Below are 24495 nucleotides of genomic sequence, written 5' to 3'. Positions count from 1 at the left end.
ATTTTACACAAAAGATATGGAAATTTAACATAAAATTTTTTCTGTGTCAAGTATAAGAGCGCGAAAAAGAAAAATTAAAGGTATTATTGCACTCCGGGCTTTTTTGCGATATCATAAAAAAGAATATATTTTTTTAACCAGAGAAAGGACAAATATAATATGAGATATAGCCTGGTTATTTTTGATCTGGACGGCACGATACTTGATACATTGGAAGATCTTACCGACAGTACGAATTACGCTTTAAGTCAAAATCATCTGCCTGTACGGACTTCAAATGAGGTGAAGCAGTTTGTCGGCAATGGTATATATAATCTGATTGAAAGAGCTGTGCCTCAGGGTTCAGAAGACAATGTTACGGAAAGGGTGTTCCGTGACTTTAACGAGTATTATAAAGATCATTGCTTTGATAAAACAAAACCTTATGAGGGTATGCTGCAATGTATTGATACTCTGAAAAATGCGGGTATTCGCATAGCAGTCGTATCTAATAAAGCCGACTATGCAGTTCAAGAATTATGCAGGAAATTCTTTTTCGGGCTTTCGGATATTTCTGTAGGAGAAAGAGAAGGTGTTAGAAGAAAGCCTTGTCCGGACAGTGTGGAATATGTTATGGATGTTCTTGGTATTGATAAGAAAGAGTCGGTATATATAGGTGATTCTGAGGTTGATATACAGACTGCAAAAAATGCAGATATAGATGAGATCGCTGTATCATGGGGATTTCGGGAAAAAGATTTTCTAAAGAGCCATGGAGCAGAGATTATTGCGCAGACACCTGATGAGCTCTGTAAGATACTTATGCGTGAGAGCCGATAAAGATTTTTTTCAGATATTCATAAACAGTAAAAAGGAGGATTTTACTTGTCAGTAGCACTTAGTTTAGTTTTAGTATTATTTTTTTTATTGATGAATGCATTTTTCGTTGTAGCTGAATTCGCCCTTGTAAGAGTTCGTAAATCACAGCTGCAGATTGCCGAAGAGGAGGGGAAAAGCGGTGCAAAAGCGGCTTTGCTCGTGGCTAATAATGTAAACGCGTATCTTTCGGCATGTCAGCTTGGTATAACACTGGCATCGCTGGCTTTGGGATGGCTGGGAGAACCTGCTGTTTCAGAGCTTATTCGACCGGGCCTTGCTTTTTTAGATGTTCCGGAATCTGCAGTGTCGGCTATTTCTGTCGCAGTGGGATTCGCTTTGGTAACAGCTCTGCATATCGTGGTAGGAGAGCTTATCCCGAAGTCTTTGGCTATATTTTCAACGGATAAATATGCCCGTTTTACGGCTTTGCCGCTTGTGTGGTTTTACCGTATAACGGCGCCGATAATGTGGCTGTTCAATTCCGTCACAAACGGAGTTATGAAGCTGATGGGTCATGATATCGCTAACGAACATGAAGTTTATACCGGCGAAGAGATTCAGATTCTTATCGATGAAAGTACCAAGAGCGGTCTCATAGATCCCAAACAGAATGAATTTGTGGACAATATATTCGAACTTTATAATAAAGATGTATACTCTATCATGACTCCGAGGACAAATATGGAGTGTTTTGATCTGGCGCTGCCTTACAGTCAGAATTTGGATATGATAAAGAGATGTAAATATACGAGATATCCTGTATGCAGAGGAGATAAAGATCACATAGAGGGATTTATTCATCTTAAGGATTTATACTGGAATGATGAGAAGATAAACGGAACCAACTATGAGAATCTTCCCGTAAGAGAGGTGGTAGCAGTTTCTGAATCTCTTTCCGTGGATCGTCTTATGCAGATAATGCAGGATAAAGAGACTAAATTTGCTCTTGTTGTAGATGAATACGGCGGGACTGCCGGTATTGTCACTTCATCAGATGTTATGAAGCAGATAGTGGGGAATATAGATGATGATGAATATATACAGAGCGAAGATTCGAAGGTGATATCGCTGGGTCGCAACAGATTTCTTATAGACGGGCTTCTTCCTGTCTCAGAGCTTGTGCAGCTGATAGGTTTCGAGCCGGAAGAAACAGAAGAATGTGAAACTGCTGCCGGACTTCTTCTGACTATTTTTGACAGAATCCCGGATGAAGGGGACAGAGTATCAATAGAAAATAAAAATACAAAGGTGACGTTTATCATAAATCGCATGGAGCGTCACCGCATAGATAAAATAAGGATCAAGATAGAAAAACAGCAGGAACAGGAGCCTGCTGAGGATAAAGTTTCTTAATATGAATTTATAAAATTTGAGAAACTTGCTTCTTTTGCTTTTTCAAGATGCAGCTTCATGGCTTGTGAAGCTGCATCGTATTTTTTTGCAAGCATGAGTTCGATGGTATGTATATGTTCATCGTTGGAAGCGATAATACGGTCGCGTGAGCCATTGCCTGCGATGACGCGAAGTCTGTAGTTCTGGTTGTATATATGATCCATAGTATGTATGAAATAGACGTTTTTGCTGGATTCTATAAGTAATTTGTGAAATTGTTCGTCTTTGGAGTATATTTCTTCAGAGGAAATTTCGAGAAGGTGCCTTCTTGTGAATGTATCTTTCATTGAAGTAAGTATCTCAGGTGGGACGAATTGACCATAGTTTTTCACGATATATGGTTCGATAAGAAGTCTTGTTTCAAATATCATATTTATTTCATTAACCGAAAGATCAGACACCATGACTCCCTTTTTAGGAAGTATTCTTACAAGATTTTCTTGTTCGAGTTTACTGAGAGCTTCTCGGATAGGTGTTCGGCTGGAGCCTATTTCTCCCATGAGCATGGATTCGTTTAGAAATGTACCCGGAGCATATTCACAGTTTACGATTTTTGTTTTTATAAGATTATAAGCTTTGCTTTTAAGACTTTCTTTTGCCATAGCAGACTCCTTCTTAAATTTTGGTATATTTATACAGTATAATACATTATAAAAAAAAGCAATAGTCTAAGTTGTAAAAATACATTGACAACACAAAATAGTAAGAGTAAAATTATGCTGTAAAATATGTTGTATACAACAGATATATATAAAATATTTATGATGTATAACAACAAAATATATCGCTATTTATTATTATTTTTTGGAGGTAGAAATGAGTGATTTACAAAATACCACCGGTCTGAAACGCCATAAAGTAGGGCTTCTGGCCATAGTGGGAACGATCTATTCGTTGACTGCTGCGGGAGCTTATGGTATTGAAGATATGGTGCCGGCGGCAGGCCCCGGATTATGTATGGTAATGCTGGTAGTCATTCCTATAGTATGGGCTTATCCTCAGGCATTTGTATGTGCTGAAATGGGTTCGGCTATACCGGCAGAGGGCGGACCTTATAAATGGGTTCAGGAGACATGCGGTGAGTTTTGGGGATTTCAGATGGGATGGTGGAGAACAATAGGTGGATATTTTAACACTATAACATTTGTTGTGCTGGCTGCGGGTTATATGACAAGTGCTTTTGGTCTTACATCCACCCAGGAGTATGCTATGAAGATAGCTTTCATAGTTATCTTTACAATCGTTAATCTGCGCGGCATCAAAGATGTTGCTATTATTAATACTATAATATCCATAAGTATCCTTGTATCCTTTGCCATTGTCGCTGTTCTGGGATTTGCACATTATCATCAATCTCCTGTGGAACCCTTTATTCCTGAGAATCAGACTCTTATCGAAAGCATAGGAAATGCTCTTGCTATAGGTATGTGGATGTACGGCGGCATGGAGGCTATGTCTATTATGACAGAAGAGCTGGACAGACCGCAGCTGATACCTAAAGCTCTTATGATAGCTATACCGCTTATAATTCTTACATATATGATACCTACGATGGCAGGTTTGTGTTCACTGGGAGACTGGCAGCAGTGGGGTTCAGAAGGAATGTCATATCAGGATGTAGCTGCCTTTGGAGGACCGATATTTTACAGTTTCTTTATTATAGTAGCGGTACTTTCCAATATTTCTTTGTTTAATGGGTATATAGCATCTACTTCCCGAGGATTCTTTGTTATGGCAGCGGACAATCTCTGCCCTAAATTCTTGGTTAAGTGTGATAAAAAGAGGGGTGTTCCTTATGTAGGCGTACTTACTGTAGCTATCGTGGGATTTTTCCTCTGTACATTTGATTTCAGTTCACTTGTGGTGGGAACTGTAATGATGAGTATATTTGCATCAAGTCTTACGCAGATTTCAGGAATAATAAGAAGAGTCAGAAAGACACATGCAGATGGACCGTTTAAGCTTAAAGTGAAAGACACTTTATTTGTAGCTTACAGCGCTGTACCTTTTCTGGTGGGCTTCATAGCAATTTATCTGAGTGGTACTCATGATTTTGTTTACAGTATCTGCGGTATCATGAGCGGTCCTTTGATCTACATTATTCTTAAAGCAGCGAAGGGAGGTCTTACGAAGATCAATCCTAAGAGATTTCCGACTAATCCTAAGACTAAACTGGCGCCGGGAGATATTTCAAGAATTGGTCTGATTCTTGTAATGTGGGCTATACTTGGCGTTCTGGCGGTATTATGGTTCCCTTCATTTGACGGGGCAGATAACTATGATCCGGGAGTATTTAATCATTATCTGTTGGCTATAAAGCTGATAATAGGAATAGGTGGAGTTCTCGGAGTAGTTCTTATGATATTCGGAAGAAAAAAAGATCCGGCAAAGCTGTTCTGGTGTGAAAAGAACGATTAACAGTCGGTATAAAAGAAGGATATGTAGGGAGCATGAGATATATTGTGCTCCCTATACTTACTAATGGAGATGAGTTAAGTTATGGAAAATATCAATTGGATAAAGAATAAGGCTGATATATCATTTTCTACTGAAGTGATGGATGAGCTTTCTAAGATCACTGATAATAAAGATTGCGGAGGAAGAAGTGCAGGATCTCCTGCTGAACACAGAGCGGCAGATTATCTGGCAGAAAAGTTCAGGCAGGCGGGGCTTGTGAATGTCACTAAAGATCCGTGCAGTGTAGACAGGTGGGTATTTGAAGAGGCAAGACTTAAATATAGGGGGACAGATGGCGAACGCAAAGAGGTGATCTTGGGAGGATATGCTTGCAATGCTAACTGTAAAAATCGTGAGTTCCCACTGGTATACGCAGGGAGAGGTACAGAAACGGATCTGCGGCGTATTGATGTGAAAGGAAAACTTGTACTTATAGATATAAATCAGGCTGGAGAATGGTGGATAAATTTTCCGGCATATGAAGCTTCCCTTTCCGGGGCAGCCGGTGTTATATGTATAAATGTAGGGGGATTCGGGCAAGAAGGAGATAACGTTCTGGTATCTGAAGATATATGCGGACCTGCAGATCTTATGGTATTTTCTATCGGAAAAAGGGATGGGGCAGATCTTAAAGAGATTATGAAAAGATCAGAAAGTGCGGAGATGAAAGTTGTTCTCAGTGCCAGAAGTAAGGTGTCCGGCGGCGGGGTTTCCTATAATGTATGGGGAGATATTCCGGGGAAAACAGATGATGTGATATATGTGATAAACCATTATGATTCATATTATTTCACCGTCTTTGATGATGTGCAGGGCATAGGCTGGGCATTGGGACTTGCTAAATTATTTACCGAAAACGGATATGTTCCTGACAGAACTATAAGATTTGTTGCTCACGGAGCTGAAGAATGGGGACTTACAGATTGTAAATATGACTGGGCAGTAGGAGCTTATAAGCAAATAACGCAGGTGAGGCCGGAGTGGAGAAACAATGGCTTTGCTGTTGTAAATCTTGACGGATTTTATGCTGTGAAAGGTGAAGAAAGATTCTGTATAGTGTGTACGAAAGAGTTGTATGATTTTGTAAAAGAAAGTGTGTCAGATTTCGGAGATACAAAAAATTATACTATTGAAGTTAACATGAAGCTGACATCAGCTACTGAAGATTTCAGCTACACAAAGGCAGGAATGCCAAGTCTTGTAGCAGGAGCGTATGACGGATGTCTGGCTGACAGAAAAGTACTGCACAGTTCAGACAGCGGCTGGGATTCAGGATTTGATTTTGAGGCTTTTGAGATGTTTCACAGATTATTTGCGCATATCATCGTATCTCTTGACAGAACAAAAATATGCCCTGTAAATTTGAAACGGAGAATATATGATGCATATGAAAGTGTAAAAGTATATTTGAATGAAGAAGAAAAAACTGCCTTTGTGGATACCATAGGTCTTCTCGGATCACTCAGCGATAAAATAAAAGATGTCAATAAAAAAATGTCGGGCTTTATTTCAGGATCTGCTGAACATGATCTTCATGATCTTTACAGGCTTATTCATAAGAATTTTATAAGGCTTAACTGGAACGATGAGATGATAGCTCCTCATGAAAGATATATATCAAATATAGAGTCTCTCAAAATCGCTTCAGATCTTATGGATAAGAAAAAGTACGAGGAGGCGGCAAAGGTTCTCAGTGAAGTAGACTTTAATTATTATGCTGAATTTTTTAGTGAGAGAACATATACTTTCTTTGAAGAACAGGTGACCAAACGTGCTAAGCCAAGCTGGGGCGCAGGCCTTGTCGATAATGGAAATGAAAATCTTTATAAAGTCATAAGAGCACTGCTTAAAGGGGTATGTACAGATGCGGAAACAGAGGCTGTGAGAGAAGCTGAGAGAAGACAGCGTAAATATCTGAAAGATGCGATACTTGCAGAACTTAATGTATTGAAAGTGGTAAAGAAGGATGCCGGCAGTCTGCTTGGCAAACTATAAAGTTTGAGGAGGTAAAGCTTTGAAATATATATGCATAGAAAAACCTGGCGAGGTTTGTCATAAAGAAATGCCTGTACCTGAGATAAAGGAAGGAGAGGCCCTTCTTAAACTTCTTTACGGAGGCATATGTGGTTCAGATCTCGGAACTTATCGCGGAACTTTTGCTTATGCCGGATATCCAAGGATACCGGGGCATGAATTTTCAGCAGAGATCGCGGAGATAGGGAAAAACCCATATGGCCTTGAGAAGGGAATGGTTGTTACGGCTAATCCGTATTTTAATTGTGGCAGTTGTTATTCCTGCATGAGAGGGTATGTGAACTGCTGTGAGCATAATGAGACTATGGGAGCTCAAAGAGATGGAGCATTTTGCCAGTATATAACGATGCCGGCAGAGCGTCTTTATAAAAGTCAGGGCATACAGGCCAGACATCTTGCTCTCGTGGAGCCTTTCTGCATAGGTTATCATGGAGTGAAAAAAGCCGGCATCAGAGAGGGCGAAAAGGTTTTGGTTATAGGTGCGGGCACCATAGGTATCGTAGCTGCTCTTTCGGCAAAAGAGGCAGGCGCATCGGTAGATATATGCGATGTGGCTGAAGATAAACTTAAGTATGCGGAGTGTTTTGGATTTGACGGGTATATAAAAAACAATGAACATTTTGCAGATAGCGTGAAAACTCGAACAGACGGAAACGGATATGATGTGACTGTAGAAGCAGTAGGCCTTCCACAGACGTTTCAAAATGCGGTGGATGCAGTGGCTTTTGCAGGAAGAGTGATACAGATAGGTGTGGGAAAGAAAACTGTAAATTTTAATTTTACCGAACTGCAAAGAAAAGAACTTAAGATATACGGTTCAAGAAATGCGGTGAAGAGTGATTTTCTTGAGGTTATAGATATCTTTAAGACAGGAAGGATTCCACTTGATAAGATAATTACAAATACTTATTCATTTGATGAAGGTGATAAGGCCTTTAAAGAATTTGACAAAAACTCAGCTGAAATGCTCAAAGTGATGATAGAGTTTTAAGGAGTTTCGATGAAAGATTTAACATATAAGACTTTGAAAGAAGCGGGTTATCACGGATACCTGCTTGAAGACGGAAAAGAAAAAGTCATTCAGTTCGGCGAAGGTAATTTTCTTCGGGGATTTGTGGATGATTTTATAGATATAATGAATGAAAAATCCGGTTTTGACGCTAAAGTGGCAGTCGTGCAGCCTATACCGGAAGGCCGCGCGTGTATGCTGAATAATCAGGAAGGACTCTATACTCTTTATTTAAGAGGAAGAGAAGGCAATGAAATAAAAGATGAGAGAAGGATTATCAGCTGTATAAGTAGAGGCATAGATCCCTATACAGAGTTTGATTCGTTCTTGGATCTTGCGGCTAATGATGATATTGAATTCATCATTTCAAACACCACAGAAGCAGGTATCATATATGACGAAACATGTTCTCTTCAGGATGAACCGCCTGCTTCTTTTCCGGCGAAACTGACGAGACTGCTGTATGAGAGATTTATGAGAAGCAGCGGAGGAAAAGGATATATTATACTTTCGTGTGAACTTATAGATGATAACGGAAAATATCTTAAGGATGCAGTGTTGAAACACAGCAAGGATTGGGAGTTGGGATCCGAATTCAGAGAATGGATCCATGAGGAAAATATTTTCTGCAGTACTCTTGTGGATCGTATCGTCACAGGATATCCGTCAGAATCGGCAGAAAAACTTCACAGAGAAAACGGATATAAAGATGATTTTCTTGATACAGCTGAATATTTCGGACTATGGGTAATAGAAGGGCCGGATGATATAGGCAGGAGAATTCCTTTTGATAAAGCGGGGCTTCCTGTAATAGTAACAGATGATCATAAACCGTATAAGATCAGAAAGGTAAGGATCCTCAATGGAGCTCATACATCTATGGTTCCGGTGGCATTGTTGTATGGTGAAACAATTGTAAGAGACAGCATGCAGAATGAGGATATAGGAAGATTTGTGAGGGATCTTATTACAGAAGAAGTAATTCCGACTATACCTCTTTGCGGGGATCAGCTCAACAATTTTGCAAGAGATGTTTTTGATCGTTTTGAGAATCCTTTTATAGATCATAAACTTGAGGATATATCGTTAAACAGTATTTCAAAATGGACTGCGAGAGTAAAACCTGCCTTGAAAGATTTTGTCTTTGAGTATGATATTCTTCCGGTACATATAGTATTTTCTTTTGCTGCTTTGATAGCATTTTATAAAAAGGGAAATATTCGGGATTCTAAGGAAGTAATAGAATTTTTTGAAAAAGCCGGAAAATATGATGATAATAAAGAGCTTTTAGAGGATTTCATGGGCAACGAAAAGTTTTTCGGAGAAGATTTGAGGGAGATAAAGAGTTTCGGAGAACTTACGCAACAATATCTTGATCAGATAGAGCAGATGGGTATGAAAGAGGCTTTGAGGCTGTTTCTCAAGGAGCAGAATAATGGAATGGATTAAGATAGATGATAGGGATAATGTAGCCGTTGCACTTTCTGATATAGAGAAAAACCAACCTGTCCCAAAGGGTCATAAATTTGCTCTTTGCAGTATCGGCAAAGGAGATAGGATAATAAAGTACGGAGCTCCCATCGGTGTTGCCACAGAGGATATAGCTGAAGGAGACTGGGTACATACACATAATATCAAGACATTATTAGATCAGGAAAGCAGATATGTATATGAGAAAAAGGGTGCTTTAAAAGAAATATCACAAAGCCATTCTGCTTCTTTTCAAGGGTACAGAAGAAAAAACGGAAGCTGCGGTATAAGAAATGAGATATGGATAATCGCTACAGTAGGATGTGTCAATTCGGTAGCAGATGATATAGCGTATCAGATGCGTGAAGAGGCAGCTGAATATACTGATGGTATTATTGTCATAAAGCATCCGTACGGATGTTCACAGATGGGAGAAGATCAGGAGGCTACATTAAAAGTGCTTTCTCAGCTGGCAGCGCATCCTAATGCAGGAGGGGTGCTCATGCTGGGTCTTGGGTGTGAGAATTGTAATTTCAGCGAACTTGGGAAGGTTTTCTCTAAAGAACAGATGGGCGACAGAGACAGAATAAAATGGCTGAAGTGTCAGGATGTAAGCGATGAAGTAGAAGAAGGAAAAAAAATGGTCCGGCAGCTTATTTGTTATGCCGGGAAATTCAGGAGGCAGAAAATAAATGCTGATGAGCTGATAGTTGGGCTTAAATGCGGAGGTTCTGACGGACTTTCGGGGATAACGGCAAATCCTCTTGTGGGAAAGTTTTCTGACAGGCATTGCGGCAGAGGCGGAAGCGTAATACTTACGGAAGTTCCTGAAATGTTCGGAGCAGAGCAGGTTCTTATGAATAGATGCAGAGATAGCGAGGTTTTTGATAAGACGGTTAGTATGATTAATGATTTTAAAGAGTATTACAGGAAAAATGGACAGGTTATATACGAGAACCCATCTCCCGGGAATAAAGCAGGAGGAATAACTACACTTGAAGATAAATCTCTGGGATGCGTACAAAAAGGCGGACATGCTGAAGTCACTGATGTTCTGCGATATGCCTGCCCTGTAAAAGAAAAAGGTCTTTCTCTGCTTGAAGGACCGGGAAATGATCTGGTGGCAGCAACTGCTCTTGCTGTTTCAGGAGCCCACATAGTGTTGTTTACTACGGGCAGGGGAACTCCTTTTGGAGGACCTGTCCCCACCATTAAAATATCGTCTAATCATGAACTGGCTTTTAAAAAGAAAAATTGGATAGACTTCGATGCAGAACGAATTCTGGATGTGGCAAAATATGATGAGATCACAGAAGAACTCGACAGATATATTTTGGATGTGGCATCCGGTAAAAAAAGCTGCAGTGAGGAGAAAAATTATAGAGATATAGCTATTTTTAAGCGAGGTGTGACATTATGAATGAGAATTATGAGCATATATCATCACAAATAAGTCGTATTGGTATTGTTCCTGTAATAAAGCTTGAAAAGACTGAGAATGCAGAGAAGCTGGCAAGAGCATTGAGTGACGGTGGTGTACCGGTAGCCGAAGTGACATTCAGGGCGGCGGGAGCGGATAAAACCATTAAAACCATGAGAGAAAGTTGCCCTAATATGCTTGTGGGAGCAGGAACAGTATTGTCTATAGAACAGGCAAGACAGGCTTGTGCGGCAGGTGCACAGTTTATCGTTAGTCCGGGATCTAACAGTGATGTGATTGAATATTGCATCAGTATTAATATGCCTGTATTTCCCGGGTGTCTTACACCTACTGAAATAGAGAAGGCTATGAGCTATGGATTGAAAATTATAAAATTCTTTCCCGCTGAGCAGTTTGGAGGGATAAAGACTATAAAAGCTTATGCTGCTCCATACCAGGGAATCAGATTTATGCCTACAGGTGGAATCTCTCTTGACAATCTGTCAGATTATATGTCAAGTAAAGAAGTGGCAGCGTGCGGAGGCTCATTTATGGTGAAGAAGGATATGCTTGATAACGAAAAATGGAATGAAGTGACAGTTCAGTGCAGGAGAGCTGTAGAGATCATAGAGAAAGTGAGGAGCAGAAACAATGGCTAAAATAGTAACATTCGGAGAGATAATGCTGCGTTTGAAACCTGAGGGATATCTCAGATTCTTTCAGAATGATAAAATGGAGGCTACATTTGGCGGAGGAGAAGCAAATGTTGCTGTTTCTCTTGCTAATTTTGGCATGGATACAGCTTTTGTAACAAAGCTGCCTGACCATGATATAGGTGAATCAGCAGTGAGAAGTTTGGCTTATTTCGGAGTAGATACAAGTAAGATATCAAGAGGGGGAGACAGAGTAGGGATATATTATCTTGAGACGGGAGCATCCCAGCGGCCGTCAAAAGTAATATATGACAGAGCAGGATCATCTATAGCTTCTGCCGGGAAAGGAGATTTTGACTGGGAGGATATTTTTAACGGTGCAGAATGGTTTCATTTTACCGGAATAACTCCGGCTCTTGGGGAAAATGTCGCAGAATTATGTGAGGAGGCGTGTGCAGAAGCCAAAAAACAGGGACTTACTGTAAGCTGCGATCTTAATTTCAGAAAGAAATTATGGAGCAGTGAAGAAGCATGCAGAGTTATGGGCACACTCATGCGTTATGTGGATGTATGTATAGCCAATGAAGAGGATGCGGAAAAAGTATTCGGCATCAAAGCTGAGGGGACTGATGTGACAGGCGGGAAACTGAATCACGACGGATATGTTTCAGTAGCTCGGCAGCTGAAGGAACGATTTGGCTTCAAGTATGTGGCTGTTACTTTGCGTACTAGCATATCAGCCAGTGATAATAAGTGGGCGGCTATGCTGAGTGCTGAAAACGACACATATTTTTCAAAACAATATGATGTACGTATAGTAGATCGTGTAGGAGGAGGCGACAGTTTCGGAGCAGGTCTAATATATGGTCTTTACAGCGGTATGAAGGATAAAGATGCTCTTGAGTTTGCAGTTGCTGCATCATGTTTGAAACATTCTATAGAAGGAGATTTCAATAGAGTTTCTGTAGATGAAGTAAAGACTCTGGCAGAAGGCGACGGAAGCGGAAGAGTGCAAAGATAGGAAACAGTAATTCAATAATAAACAGACAGAGAAGACTTTGCAGGTCATAATCCTCCCCATCAAATGGCTTGCGGGTCTTTTTCTTTACGGTGAATCATATTATTTAAATGTAATTTTACGTTCACAATATGATCTTAGAGAGGGGAAAGAGCCAATGGCGCAGGCTATACAAGTATATGGACTTAAAAAGTATTACGGGAAAAATAAAGCTGTGGACGGTATCAGTTTTACTGCAGATGAAGGAGAGATGCTGGCTGTTTTAGGCCCCAATGGAGCCGGAAAATCTACTACTGTAGATATTTTATGTACATATAAGGAGCCTGATGGCGGACTTGTATTTATAGATGATATGATTTTGGGAGAAGATAACAGAGCGATAAGAAAAAAGATAGGCGTTGTTTTTCAAAACGGAGTCTTAGATGAATATCTTACTGTGGCTGAAAATTTTTGTCTGAGGGGCAGGTTTTATGGCTTAAGAGGCAAGAGCTTGGAGGAAAAGATAAGAAAAATATCAGAATCGGCAGGCGTATACCATTTGCTGGACAGAAAGTACGGTATATTGTCCGGAGGTCAGAAGAGAAGGTGTGATATAGCAAGAGCATTGATTAATGATCCGAAAATTTTATTTCTTGATGAGCCTACGACAGGACTTGATCCACAGATAAGAAAGTCTATATGGGATATGATAAATTCTGTAAGGCGTTTAAAGAATATGACTGTAATACTGACTACTCATTATATGGAAGAAGCTGCAGGAGCCGATAAGATCATAGTTATGAAGAAAGGACATATAGAGGCAGAAGGAAGCCCGGGAGAACTTAAATCACGATTTTCTTCTGACAGATTGATCTTGACTGCGGCAGATGATTTTATACTTAAACATACTCTTGATAGTAGGGGAATAAAGTATAAGATTCAAAGTAAAAATTTTGTATTGGAGATAGGCAGCACATTGGAAGCATTGGAATTATTAAAAGTTTGCAGAGGAAGGTTTACGGATTTTGAAGTGCTGAAAGGCAATATGGATGAAGCTTATATAGCTATTATCGGGAGAAAAGCACATGATTAGTTTCTGTATGAGGAATTTAAATATTTTTTTTAAAGACAGGGCAGCAGTGATGCTGTCATTTTTAGCAGAGATAATAATTGTTCTTCTTTATATACTTTTTCTTCGAGATAATTTGCTTGGCAGTCTTTCCGGATCGGAGGATATAGAGTTAATAACAGATGCATGGATGGTATCAGGAATTTTAGCGATAACTTCAGTAACAACAACTATGGGAGCTTATGCAGTTATGGTGGAAGATAAGATGAAACGTATAGATAAAGATTTCATAACTTCACCCGTAAATGAAACAGGAATACTTGGAGGTTATATATTATGTGCAGTCATAATAGGGATAATCATGACGCTTCTTTTGCTTATGGTATCGGCGGCGTACATAGAAATAAGATATGACAGAAATATAATATCAGGCAATGAAATGAAGCTGCTGTTTGTTATATTGCTGACTACTTTTGCAAATTCCTCTGTTGTCATGTTCTTCGTTTCTTTTATCAGAAACAGTAATGCACTGGCGGCTGAATGTACTATCATAGGCGCCCTGATAGGCTTTCTGACAGGTATATATATACCTATGGGACAGATGCCTGAATATGTTCAGGCTGTTGTTCAATGTGTTCCTACGGCTCATGGCGCCGTCCTGTTCCGCCGGATATTAACAGAAGATATGATAGATGAAAGTTTTTCTGCCGGCGGAAGTCAGGGGACGGAAGCGTTTAAGGAAATGATGGGAGTGATTTTCTGTAGAGACGGAAGCGTACTGACAATTCGGGGAAGCATTATTTTTATCGTTATTACATCGGTCTTTCTGTTTTTCATTACTATGATGTTTTTTTACGGAAGAAGAAAATTAAACAGATAAGATATTATTGAATGTATTTTTACAGGATCATTTTTTATGCAGTTTTTTTCCCAGCTTTTAGTGAGCCCGTCATCGCTGATATCTGTTATATGGGCTTTGGCAGCTTTGTATGCTCCGTAAAAATTACCGCATGCACATCTTCTCATGATATCCGGTATTATAGTATGATGATCTTTGCAACATGAAGGCTTTTCACAGAGCATGCACTTTGAAGCTTCTCTCATGATATTGGCTTCAGCGGAAGGATAATATCTGTATATATCATCTTTTTCTATAGGAGCTTTTAATATATCTACATAATTTTTCATACCGGGTTTCCATTTGTAAAGCTCAGATTTCGTTTCTTTTAAGATGACATTTGCAGCTGCGATAGCTGATGCTGTTACTGCAGGGGTGCCTGTTCCCATAACGGTAGATTCTCCGCAGCATAACAGACCATGCCATTTTGTTTTTATATGCTGACGTTTCAGCATGTGTTGACCAAGCATTTGCTTGGGGCCTGCAACAGCTCCTCCCGGTTTCATCGTATATCTTTCAATGGTCTTAGGGGTGGCTATTTCGTGGAAGATAAGTGCGTCCCTGAACCCCGGGAAACGTTTTTCGATTACATTCAATATTCGTTCTGTTTCAATTTCTTTTAGACTTTCATAGCGGTCTGTGTCATTCCAGTTTTTAAAACTGGGGCCTATGGCTATGACAGTATGATGATCAGGATCACATAGGCTGTGGTCGTCTATGCTGAGTATATATAGTGTTATTTCGTTTTCATCGATTTTAGAAGGATCAGAAACCAGCATTTCTATAGGACATGTACTGTCAGGTATGACGGATTTTTGTACTATAGTGTAAAGAACTGTGCTGGGATATGTCGGTTTCATGAGGTTTATTCGATTCTTATCTTCAGCGTTAACCGCAGCTTCCGGAAGCAGATGATTATAAAGATCCCATACTGTTCCCGAGTATATCACGTAAGGTGCATAAAGAATGGTTTTGGTATCTGTTATAACACCTGTGCAGGAATCTTTATCGAGCAGAAGTTTTTTAACATTACAGTTATAGTACATATCGCCTCTGTTTTCCTCAATGATTTTCTCCAGTTTACCCGGAAGAAAGAGGGTGGACCCTGCAGGATAGAAACTTCCGCCTTCATGATTGTCAATGAACATTACTGCAGCTAAAATAGCAGGCGCCTCTGATACCGTAGCATAACAGTAAGTAGACGTAAGTTTGTCAAAGAAATTGAATATTTTAGGATCGGTAAAGTATTTTTTCAGAAGCTGTTCTGCGTTTTTATTTAGATATGACATGAATTTGATATAAGATACGGGATGGTGCAGCAATCCTTTCAGTGCTTCCTTTGGATTAGTCTGATCTGGAGTTGTGTAGGTTGGTGTTCCGCTTATAACGTGATGGTACATTTTTTCCATGTCTTTATAAAATTTTTTTATGTTGGATTTCTGATGCGGGAAAATTTTAGCTAATTCTTCGGTGAATTTTTCTGTATCCGCATGAAATCTGATTTTTTGTCCGCAGTAATTTACGGTATAGAGCAGATCGTGTTTAATCATCTGTATGTTTTCTTCAAGACAGTTGAAAAGAAATCTGTGAGTATTGAATCCTTTTTCTCCGAATCCGTAAAGCATGGCTGCGCCTTGATCGAAGATGGCGTCTTTTCTTTTGAAGATTCCGCAGGATCCGCCCGGTGAAGAGCTGTGCTCTACTACAGCTACTTTAAGTCCGCGTTTTGCAAGCAGTGCTGCAGATGACAGACCGGATAGGCCGGCTCCTATTATAATAACATCGTAATTCATTATGACCTCCGAGATAATATTTTTATAGATAATATTATGCCGGACAAAATGTTTAATTCCTTTTTAGACTATGAGTGTTAAAAAGTTGAGGAAATAATATTTTTTTTTGATAATTTGTGATATACTTATCCAAACTATACTATGTAATATACAAGGAGGTAACACGATGAAACTTAGTGCAAGAAATCAGTTGAAGGGTACTATAACAGATATACAAAAAGGAGCTGTAAACGGAATTGTGAAGATTGATATAGGCGGAGGCAATATTGTAAGTTCGACGATTTCCATGACGGCAATAGAAGAGCTGGGTCTGGAGGTAGGCAAGGAGGCATATGCCGTTATCAAAGCCACTTCTGTGATGGTAGCCGTGGACTGATAAACAGAAAAACATATTGAAGAGGGATTTTGAAACGCAGTAGTTTTTCTGCTGCGTTTTAGTATGCGGTTTTTTAGAACAAATGAAATAGCTTTTTCTATTGACTGTATCACCTTGCAAAATCATTAAATAATAGATATTATATATGGGTATGCGGATTTTAAATGAAATCGGAAAAGATAATATTTTACACAGGAGGAAATATGTTAACCCAAATAGCAGATAATATATACAGAAAAGTAGTGCCTTTGCCAAATAACCCTCTCAGGGAAATAAATGCCTACATAATAACAGGTGAAAAGAATCTTCTCATAGACACAGGTTTTAACAGACCTGAGTGTGAAGAGGCGCTGAGAAATGCTTTTGATGAATTAGGTATAGAAAAAACGGATGTATTCATCACCCATCTGCATTCCGATCACTGCGGACTGGTACCTAAATTTGCAAAGGAAGAAAGCATTATATATTCAGGGGAAACTGACGGAGAGTTGATGAATTTTGAGGCAGGCAATCTTTATTGGAAAATACTGGATGATATGTTTTTAAAATTTGGATTTCCGAAAGCGGAATTCGGAAGGAATACAGACATACACCCGGGAAGAAAGTATGTTCATGACTGTAAGATAGATTTTACATATGTTGCTGAAGGCGATGTGTTGGAATATGGAGGATATAAGCTTAAAGCTGTAGAAACTCCGGGACATACCCCAGGACATATGTGCCTTTATGATGAGGAAAAGAAAATATTGTTTTGCGGCGATCATATACTGGGGACCATAACACCTAACATAACTATAGAACTCAGTGCAGATAACCCCTTGCAGGATTATCTGGACAGTCTTGCCAAGGTTGAAAAGTTGGATGTGAAGATGCTTTTGACGGCTCACGGAACACCTGTGGAAAATATGTACGATCGCATAAAGGAGCTTTATAAACATCACGAAGACAGATTGGCAGAGGCTGTTTATATTCTGGGAGACCAGTGGAAGACACCGTATGAGGTGGCGAGAGATATGACATGGGAGATAGAGTGCAGAAACTGGGAGGAATTCCCGGCACCGCAGAAGTGGTTCGCTACCGGGGAAGCTATTTCGCATCTTCAGTATCTATATTATTCCGGGAAGATATCGCGCGAGGAAAGAAACAGTATATACTACTATCATAAGTAAGAAGCAGGTTGAATAAAAGTATGACAGGATGTACGACAGGAAGAATTTTTATAACAGGAGACAAACATGGATCTTTCATTCCGTTTTTCGGACTTCATGAAAAAGGTCAAATGAGAGACACAGATATTTTAATAATTGCAGGAGATGCCGGATATGTTTGGAACGAAGATTATATTTACAAAGCGGATACGCTGCAGCAGCTGTTTCCGGGAACAGTGGTTTTCATAGATGGAAATCATGAGAACCATGTGTTACTTGCCGGAATGGATATAGTAAGATGGAATGGCGGACGTGCTCATAAAGTTTCAGATCGTATGTATCATTTGATGAGAGGTGAGATATATTCAGTTTACGGGAATAATATTTTTGTTTTCGGAGGGGCGCGTTCCAATGATATAGATAGAAGGACAGAAGGACAGACTTGGTGGAAACAAGAAGAACCGACTCTTGAAGAAATAGGGTACGGAAGAAAGCAGCTTATGGAGAACCTTCATGAGATAGATTATGTGATAACTCATGAGACGCCTCTTTTTGCCAGAGAATTTATTTCAAGGCTAAAAGAAATAGAATATGATTATCATCTGCCTGAGATATTTGAGGACTGGTATGAGATCGTGTCAGAGGGCAGAAGATTTCAGAAATGGTACTTTGGGCATATGCATGTGGACCAGCTTATAACTCCGAAGCTGCGGGCTCTTCACAATGATATCTTGCAGATAGGGGAGGAAACGCCTGTTAGATGGGCGTAAGGATATAAAACAGGAGGTTTTAAAGAGGTATAATGAAAGTAGTTATTGTAGGAGGCGTCGCAGGAGGCGCTACGGCAGCCGCAAGAATAAGAAGGCTTGATGAAGATGCCAAAATAGTTGTGTTTGAGAGAAGTGGATTTGTTTCGTATGCTAATTGCGGGCTTCCGTATTATGTAGGAGGTGTCATCAAAAATCCATCGGAGCTGACACTTCAGACACCTGAGAGTTTTTGGAAACGTTTTAAAATAGATGTAAGAGTTCTTCATGAAGTCGTTTCTATAGATGTTAAAGAAAAAACTGTTTCGGTAAAGAACCTCAATACAGGACAGGTTCGAGTCGAGTCATATGACAAATTGCTGCTTTCGACGGGAGCTATGCCCACAAAACCGCAGATGCAGGGTACGGACAGTCATAATGTGTTCACATTGAGAACAGTTGAAGATACTTTTAATGTGAAAAAATTCGTAGAACTGAAAAAGCCCGGAAAAGTTCTTCTTGCAGGAGGAGGATATATAAGCCTTGAGCTGGCTGAGAATCTTGCAGCAAAAGGTATAGACGTAACGATTGTACAGAGACCTGACCAGCTGCTGGCTCCGCTGGATAAAGACATGGTTTGTGCGATACACGGAAAGCTCAGGGATAAAGGAGTAAATATAAGACTTAAAAGTTCAGTGGAGAAATTGCAGCATGAGAATGGTAAAATAAAAGCCATACTCAAAGATGATGAACCTATTGAAGCTGATATGGTGATTTTAGCTATGGGAGTAACCCCAGATACGATTCTTGCTAAGAAGGCCGGTCTTGAGCTGGGAATTAAGGGAAGTATAGTTGTGAATGAGTTTATGGAGACTTCCGAAACTGATATTTATGCGGTGGGAGATGCCGTACAGGTAAAACATGTTGTTACGGGTGAAGCTGATCTTATTTCTCTGGCCGGTCCTGCTAATAAACAGGGGCGTATAGCTGCAGACAATATATGCGGAGATCACAGCATTTATAAAGGGTCGCAAGGATCTTCAGTGATCAAGGTTTTTGACCTTACTGTAGCTATGACAGGGATCAATGAGAAAAAGGCGCAGAAACTGGGTATAGATTATGACAAAATAATTCTTTCTCCTTTATCTCATGCGGAATATTATCCGAAAGCTACAACAATGACTATGAAAGTCATATATGAAAAATCTTCTTTGAAACTTCTCGGAGCACAGATAATAGGCCATGATGGAGTGGATAAACGTATTGATGTTCTGGCTACTGCCATAAATGTCGGGCTTACGGCAGTGCAGTTAAAAGATTTGGATTTGGCATATGCCCCTCCGTATTCATCGGCGAAGGATCCCGTAAATATGGCCGGATTCATGATAGAAAATATTTCAAAGGGACTGGTGAAGCAGTTGCATCCGGATGATATAGATGAGCTTAGGGAAAGAAATGATGTGATTTTGCTGGATACAAGGACTGAGAAGGAATATAATGAGGGCCATGCAGATGGTTTTGTGAATATTCCTGTGGATGATTTGAGAGAGAGGTTAAATGAACTTGATAATACAAAAAAGATTTGTGTAATGTGTCAGACGGGACTTCGCAGCTATATAGCATGCAGGATCCTTTCGCAGACAGGCTTTGACTGTTATAATTTTTCCGGCGGATACAGATTTTATGAAATGATTGAAAAAGATGCCTGTGCTTTCGGAAGAGCATATCAGTGTGGGATGGATAGGAAACAGTAGTAAATAATTGAATAAATATTATAAAGCTATTGGAAATAGCTGTAAAGTGCGTTAAAATATATACAGCAGGACAACAATGAGCATGACAGGCCTGCGCCATAATATTCTTAGATAGAATTCGAGGGAGAGTAACTATGAAGAAAGAGTATGAAGCGTTATTTACACCCTGGAAGATCGGAAACTGTGAAATAAAAAACAGGATTGTCCAATGTTCCATGGGAGGTACATCCATATTTGGATGGATGGAGCCCAATCATTTTGACAAGGAGGCTGCTAATTTTCTGTTGGAGCGAGCAAAGGGCGGTGCCGGACTTATCCTTCCGGGCATTGCGCCTATCCGCGATACCTTTTTCGGAAAATGGCTGTATCAGGGCAAAGGGAAATTTGAAGAGCTGAAGGAATTCATGGAGGAGTTTCATAAAACCGGGGGTAAACTGTTTATACAGCTTACAGCAGGCTTCGGGCGTTCAATGGCAGTAAATGATCTTATGGAGAAGGTTTACTGTAACAAGGTTCTCAGAAAGATCGGAAAACCTATAATAGATGTGGATTACCTCTGTGCCAGTGCTTCGCCTAACCCTAACAGATGGACAGATAAGGTGCCTTCCAGAGCTTTGACCGTAGATGAAATACATGAGATGGTGGAAGCTTTTGCAAGAATTTCAAAGATGTGCAAGGATGCAGGCGTAGATGGAATAGAAGTACATGCCGTGCATGAGGGATATCTTCTGGATCAGTTCACTATGAAGTATACTAATCAGCGTACTGATGAATATGGAGGATCATTTGAGAACAGATATCGCTTCCCTGTAGAAATCGTAAAGGCTATAAAAGAATCCTGCGGTGATGACTTTCCTGTTTCTCTCAGATATTCAGTGGTTTCAAAGACAAAGGGTTTCAGGCAGGGAGCCTTGCCGGGAGAAGAATATATTGAAGTCGGCCGTGATATAGCTGAGTCAGAAATGGCAGCTAAATACCTTCAGGATGCAGGATATGATATGCTTAACTGTGACAACGGTACATATGATGCGTGGTATTGGGCGCACCCGCCTGGGTATATGTCTGATAACTGTAACCTTGAGTATGTAGAGCATATAAAAGATTATGTAGATATACCTGTTGTATGCGCAGGCAAGATGACTCCGACAGCAGCTGCGGAAGCTATATCGGCAGGTAAGATAGATGGAATGGGAGTTGCGCGGCAGTTTCTTGTTGATCCCAACTGGATACGAAAACTGGAAGAAGACAGAGAAGAGGATATCAAGCCATGTATCAATTGTCATAATGCATGTTTTACAATGGCTTCATATGAAGGCGTGGGGAATATACAGGATATGGAAGACACCAAGGGAATGGCCAGATGTGCTTTGAATCCGAGAACTATGCAGTCTAAAAAATATAAACTTGTAAAGACTGCTTCTCCTAAGAAAGTTGCAGTTATAGGCGGAGGCATAGGCGGCATGGAGTCGGCTATGGTATTGGCTGCCAGAGGACATCAGGTAACTCTCTATGAGAAGTCCGATAAACTCGGTGGTATATTTATCCAGGCTTCAGCACCTTCCTTCAAAGACAAAGACAGACAGCTCATTGAATGGTACAGACGTATGATAGAAAAGGTCAATGTTCAGATAGTAATGAACACAGAAATCAGCGATATACAAGCTCTTGATGCAGATGAAGTGGTTATAGCTACAGGTTCTGAAGCAAAGAAGCCTCCTATTATAGGAATCGAGAAGGCTATGCAGGCTACGGAATATCTATCGGGAGCAGAGACTGGAGATAATGTGCTGATAGTAGGAGGCGGACTTACAGGTTGTGAGATAGCTTATGATCTGATTCTTAAAGGAAAGAAACCGTCTATAGCAGAGTCCATGAACGATTTGATATGCGCTAAAGGGGTCTGTCTTGCCAATTCATCGTTTCTCAGAGAGATGATGGCATATAAAGATGTTCCTGTTTATCTCAACACGAAAGTATGTGAGATAAAAGATTCATCAGCTGTTTTGGAAGATGAGGACGGCAGACTTACGGAAATCTCGGCAGATACGGTGATCTATTCTGTCGGATATACGCCTAAGCCGCTACATCAGAAATCTAAGGGAGTACATCTTGTAGGAGACTGCAACAGTGTAGGAAATCTGCGAACGGTAATATGGCGCGCGTGGGATGTATGCATGAAAATATAATCTGAATATATAAAAGAAAAAGCAGATAGTAATTTTTTGCTATCTGCTTTTTCTTTTAGCTGATAAACAAAATACAGAAAAATATGACAACGGTAATTTTTTTGTTTTTATGATATAATGAACGGCAGATATTAAATAATTAAAAGTTATAGTTCGTTTGTTATTCATTTATTATCAGGAGAGGAAAATGTCTAAAGAAAACAAGGAAAAGAAAATCATTGAGATCGGTGAGAAGCCTCCTATAGGCAAATGGATCCCACTGAGCATACAGCATACTTTTGCAATGTTCAGTGCATCTGTATTGGTTCCGATTCTCTTTGGCATTCCGGCTTCTATCGTTCTTCTTATGAACGGAGTCGGCACGCTGCTGTTTATTTTTATAACGAAGGGAAGGGCGCCTGCTTATCTGGGATCGAGTTTTGCGTTTTTGTCACCGGGGTTCATTGTAATCGGCAGCATGGGGTATCAGTATTGTCTCGGAGGCTTTATAGTCGCAGGTGCTATATTTGCTGTGGTAGCCATAATAATCAAGTTCGCCGGTGTAAACTGGATTGATGCAGTACTACCTCCTGCGGCGATGGGACCTATAGTAGCATTGATAGGTCTTGAATTGGCAGGGTCAGCAGCCAGCAACGGAGGAATTATAAGTTCCGAAGGAGCTGCAATAGATCCTAAGTTTGTCTTTGTGTTCATATTTACTTTAGCTCTGGCGGTTATAGGACAAGTTGTATTCAGAGGGTTTGCTTCTGCCATAGCTATACTGATAGCCATCGTTACTGGATATGTACTGGCAGTTATAATGGGGCTTGTGGATTTTTCACCTGTTACAGATGCCAGTGTGTTTGAGCTTCCTGCGTTTATGGCTCCTAAATTCAGTTTGAGTGCAGTAATTATAATAATTCCGGCTTCTCTTACGGTTATTTCGGAACACATCTCACATCAGATTGTAACAAGTGAGATAGTTGGAAGGGATCTTCTCAGAGATCCCGGTCTTCACCGTTCGCTTCTGTCGGATGGTATTTCGACCATGCTGTCAGGACTGTGCGGATCAGTACCGACAACTACTTACGGAGAAAATATCGGAGTAATGGCGGTAACTAAAGTTTACAGTGTATGGGTTATCGGGGGAGCAGCCGTATTTTCTATACTGCTTTCTTTCTTCGGTCAAGTCAGCGCTCTCATAAGTACTATACCGGGACCTGTAATGGGAGGCATAAGTTTTCTCCTTTATGGTATGATTGCGGCATCAGGTATCAGGTTGCTTGTAGATAAGAGAGTGGATTATTCAAGACCAAGGAATCTGGCAATGACGGCAGTTGTTTTTGTTGTAGGTCTTTCGGGAGCGGCTATAAAGATTGGAGAAGTAGAGCTCACCGGTATGTGTCTTGCTACGATAGTAGGTATCGTGATGGGCCTTGTGATGTTCATCATAGATAAATGCGGATGGGCAAATGACACTGAAGAGAATGCTTAAATCGGTATTTAATAAAAACAAAATCCCCGCATACAGATTAAAATTATCTGTATGCGGGGATTTTGTTTTTATTTGTGAGCTTGTTACGGGTATTATTTTAATTCAGGGAATCTGGAAGTTATATAATATATCAGTATGTTGAGGATCTCCTCGTCAGAAAAAGGCGTAGTATCAAGAACGAAGTCGTATTGTCTGAGATCCAGCCATTTTTTGCCTGTGAAAGTATGATAATACTGAGCTCGCTCTCTGTCTTCTTTTTCTATATCATGTATGACTTTTTTTCTGGAAAGTTTTTTATCAAAAGTTCTTTCCAGACGTTCTATACGTCTGTCCATTTCTGCCTGAAGAAAGATACTGGTATGCTTTTCATAATGCCTGAAAAGATATGGAGCGCATCTGCCGATAATGACGCACGGCCCCTGCTGTACAGAATCACGCATTATCTGGGTCTGAGTTTTAAAAAGCTGCTCACTTGTAGGAATATACCATTCTTTGGCGATATAGGGCATTTCGTATGCTGCTGATCTGGCCATGGCAGTGAGAGCCGAAATATTTTTCTCATCTACCATCTCAAGATTTTCTTCATCGGCATCCATGATATCTGCAGCTCTCACCAGGATTTCTTTATCGATATAATGAAAGCCAAAGTGGTCGGCGATAGCCTTTCCCATATCAGAACCTCCGCTTCCCAATTGTCTTCCTATTGTTATTACATGATTTTGGATATTCATCATATTTCTCCTTTTCTTTAATTATATCAT

General features: G+C 40.1%; 20 protein-coding genes and 1 pseudogene. 18 read left to right on the top strand and 3 right to left on the bottom strand.

Annotated features, from left to right (window positions below; genetic code table 11):
* Nucleotides 1-159: 159 nt before the first annotated feature.
* On the top strand, nt 160-819 hold the full coding sequence (locus H8692_RS00360; protein ID WP_187524728.1) for an HAD family hydrolase: 660 nt from the start codon (nt 160-162) through the stop codon (nt 817-819).
* A gap of 45 nt (nt 820-864) precedes the next feature.
* Nucleotides 865-2211 (top strand): hemolysin family protein, encoded by a 1347-nt coding sequence (locus H8692_RS00355; RefSeq protein WP_187524727.1) that lies wholly within the window; start codon nt 865-867, stop codon nt 2209-2211.
* On the opposite strand, the gene H8692_RS00350 is transcribed toward H8692_RS00355, so the two are convergent.
* A complete protein-coding gene (locus tag H8692_RS00350) occupies nt 2208-2852 on the bottom strand; it encodes a GntR family transcriptional regulator (RefSeq protein WP_177269938.1) in 645 nt (214 codons plus the stop codon). The genes H8692_RS00355 and H8692_RS00350 overlap by 4 nt on opposite strands.
* Before the next feature lie 214 nt (nt 2853-3066).
* Between H8692_RS00350 and H8692_RS00345 the strand changes: the two genes are divergently transcribed.
* The 10 genes and pseudogenes from H8692_RS00345 (at nt 3067) to H8692_RS00305 (ending at nt 14239) form a co-directional block, all read left to right on the top strand.
* Entirely contained in the window at nt 3067-4668 is a 1602-nt protein-coding gene (locus H8692_RS00345; protein ID WP_177269940.1) for an APC family permease, read from the top strand.
* Nucleotides 4669-4749: 81 nt separating this feature from the next.
* Nucleotides 4750-6702 carry a M28 family peptidase gene (locus H8692_RS00340; RefSeq protein WP_187524726.1) on the top strand — a complete coding sequence of 651 codons (1953 nt, stop codon included), beginning with the start codon at nt 4750-4752 and terminating at the stop codon, nt 6700-6702.
* Between the two features lie 19 nt (nt 6703-6721).
* Nucleotides 6722-7732, top strand: coding sequence for a zinc-binding alcohol dehydrogenase family protein (locus tag H8692_RS00335; RefSeq protein WP_177269944.1), 1011 nt, complete (start codon nt 6722-6724; stop codon nt 7730-7732).
* 9 nt (nt 7733-7741) lie between these two features.
* Nucleotides 7742-9199, top strand: a complete 1458-nt coding sequence (locus H8692_RS00330; protein WP_187524725.1) for a tagaturonate reductase — start codon at nt 7742-7744, stop codon at nt 9197-9199.
* Entirely contained in the window at nt 9186-10640 is a 1455-nt protein-coding gene (locus tag H8692_RS00325) for a UxaA family hydrolase (RefSeq protein WP_177269948.1), read from the top strand. Before H8692_RS00330 ends, H8692_RS00325 begins: the two co-directional genes overlap by 14 nt.
* On the top strand, nt 10637-11299 hold the full coding sequence (locus H8692_RS00320; RefSeq protein WP_177269950.1) for a bifunctional 4-hydroxy-2-oxoglutarate aldolase/2-dehydro-3-deoxy-phosphogluconate aldolase: 663 nt from the start codon (nt 10637-10639) through the stop codon (nt 11297-11299). Before H8692_RS00325 ends, H8692_RS00320 begins: the two co-directional genes overlap by 4 nt.
* Nucleotides 11292-12314 carry a sugar kinase gene (locus tag H8692_RS00315; RefSeq protein WP_177269952.1) on the top strand — a complete coding sequence of 341 codons (1023 nt, stop codon included), beginning with the start codon at nt 11292-11294 and terminating at the stop codon, nt 12312-12314. Before H8692_RS00320 ends, H8692_RS00315 begins: the two co-directional genes overlap by 8 nt.
* Nucleotides 12315-12522: 208 nt before the next feature.
* Nucleotides 12523-12900, top strand: a pseudogene (locus H8692_RS11010) (ATP-binding cassette domain-containing protein); the annotation flags it as partial.
* Nucleotides 12874-13383 (top strand): AAA family ATPase, encoded by a 510-nt coding sequence (locus H8692_RS11005; RefSeq protein ID WP_465250889.1) that lies wholly within the window; start codon nt 12874-12876, stop codon nt 13381-13383. The pseudogene H8692_RS11010 and the gene H8692_RS11005, both read left to right, overlap by 27 nt.
* Nucleotides 13376-14239, top strand: coding sequence for an ABC transporter permease (locus tag H8692_RS00305; protein WP_177269956.1), 864 nt, complete (start codon nt 13376-13378; stop codon nt 14237-14239). Before H8692_RS11005 ends, H8692_RS00305 begins: the two co-directional genes overlap by 8 nt.
* On the opposite strand, the gene H8692_RS00300 is transcribed toward H8692_RS00305, so the two are convergent.
* Nucleotides 14212-16050: an FAD-dependent oxidoreductase gene (locus H8692_RS00300; RefSeq protein WP_187524724.1), complete on the bottom strand. Its 1839-nt coding sequence runs from the start codon at nt 16048-16050 to the stop codon at nt 14212-14214. The two genes, H8692_RS00305 and H8692_RS00300, sit on opposite strands and share 28 nt — an antisense overlap.
* A 166-nt stretch (nt 16051-16216) precedes the next feature.
* Here H8692_RS00300 and H8692_RS00295 point away from each other — a divergent pair, with 166 nt between their 5' ends.
* The 6 genes from H8692_RS00295 to uraA all read left to right on the top strand — a co-directional run bounded on the left by H8692_RS00295 (nt 16217) and on the right by uraA (nt 23734).
* Nucleotides 16217-16426, top strand: coding sequence for a TOBE domain-containing protein (locus H8692_RS00295; protein WP_177268815.1), 210 nt, complete (start codon nt 16217-16219; stop codon nt 16424-16426).
* Nucleotides 16427-16629: 203 nt separating this feature from the next.
* Nucleotides 16630-17595 carry an MBL fold metallo-hydrolase gene (locus H8692_RS00290; RefSeq protein WP_177268813.1) on the top strand — a complete coding sequence of 322 codons (966 nt, stop codon included), beginning with the start codon at nt 16630-16632 and terminating at the stop codon, nt 17593-17595.
* Nucleotides 17596-17615: 20 nt separating this feature from the next.
* On the top strand, nt 17616-18344 hold the full coding sequence (locus H8692_RS00285) for a metallophosphoesterase (RefSeq protein ID WP_187524723.1): 729 nt from the start codon (nt 17616-17618) through the stop codon (nt 18342-18344).
* Between the two features lie 32 nt (nt 18345-18376).
* Nucleotides 18377-20074 carry an FAD-dependent oxidoreductase gene (locus tag H8692_RS00280; RefSeq protein WP_187524722.1) on the top strand — a complete coding sequence of 566 codons (1698 nt, stop codon included), beginning with the start codon at nt 18377-18379 and terminating at the stop codon, nt 20072-20074.
* Between the two features lie 134 nt (nt 20075-20208).
* Entirely contained in the window at nt 20209-22260 is a 2052-nt protein-coding gene (locus H8692_RS00275; RefSeq protein WP_187524721.1) for an oxidoreductase, read from the top strand.
* A gap of 187 nt (nt 22261-22447) precedes the next feature.
* On the top strand, nt 22448-23734 hold the full coding sequence (gene uraA, locus H8692_RS00270) for a uracil permease (protein WP_177268805.1): 1287 nt from the start codon (nt 22448-22450) through the stop codon (nt 23732-23734).
* Nucleotides 23735-23826: 92 nt separating this feature from the next.
* On the opposite strand, the gene H8692_RS00265 is transcribed toward uraA, so the two are convergent.
* Nucleotides 23827-24468: a cytidylate kinase-like family protein gene (locus H8692_RS00265; RefSeq protein WP_177270675.1), complete on the bottom strand. Its 642-nt coding sequence runs from the start codon at nt 24466-24468 to the stop codon at nt 23827-23829.
* Nucleotides 24469-24495: the final 27 nt, after the last annotated feature.

Origin of the sequence: Lentihominibacter hominis, assembly GCF_014385065.1 — a bacterium.
Lineage (GTDB): Bacteria > Bacillota > Clostridia > Peptostreptococcales > Anaerovoracaceae > Lentihominibacter > Lentihominibacter hominis.
This window is presented reverse-complemented; position numbering and strand designations above follow the sequence as displayed.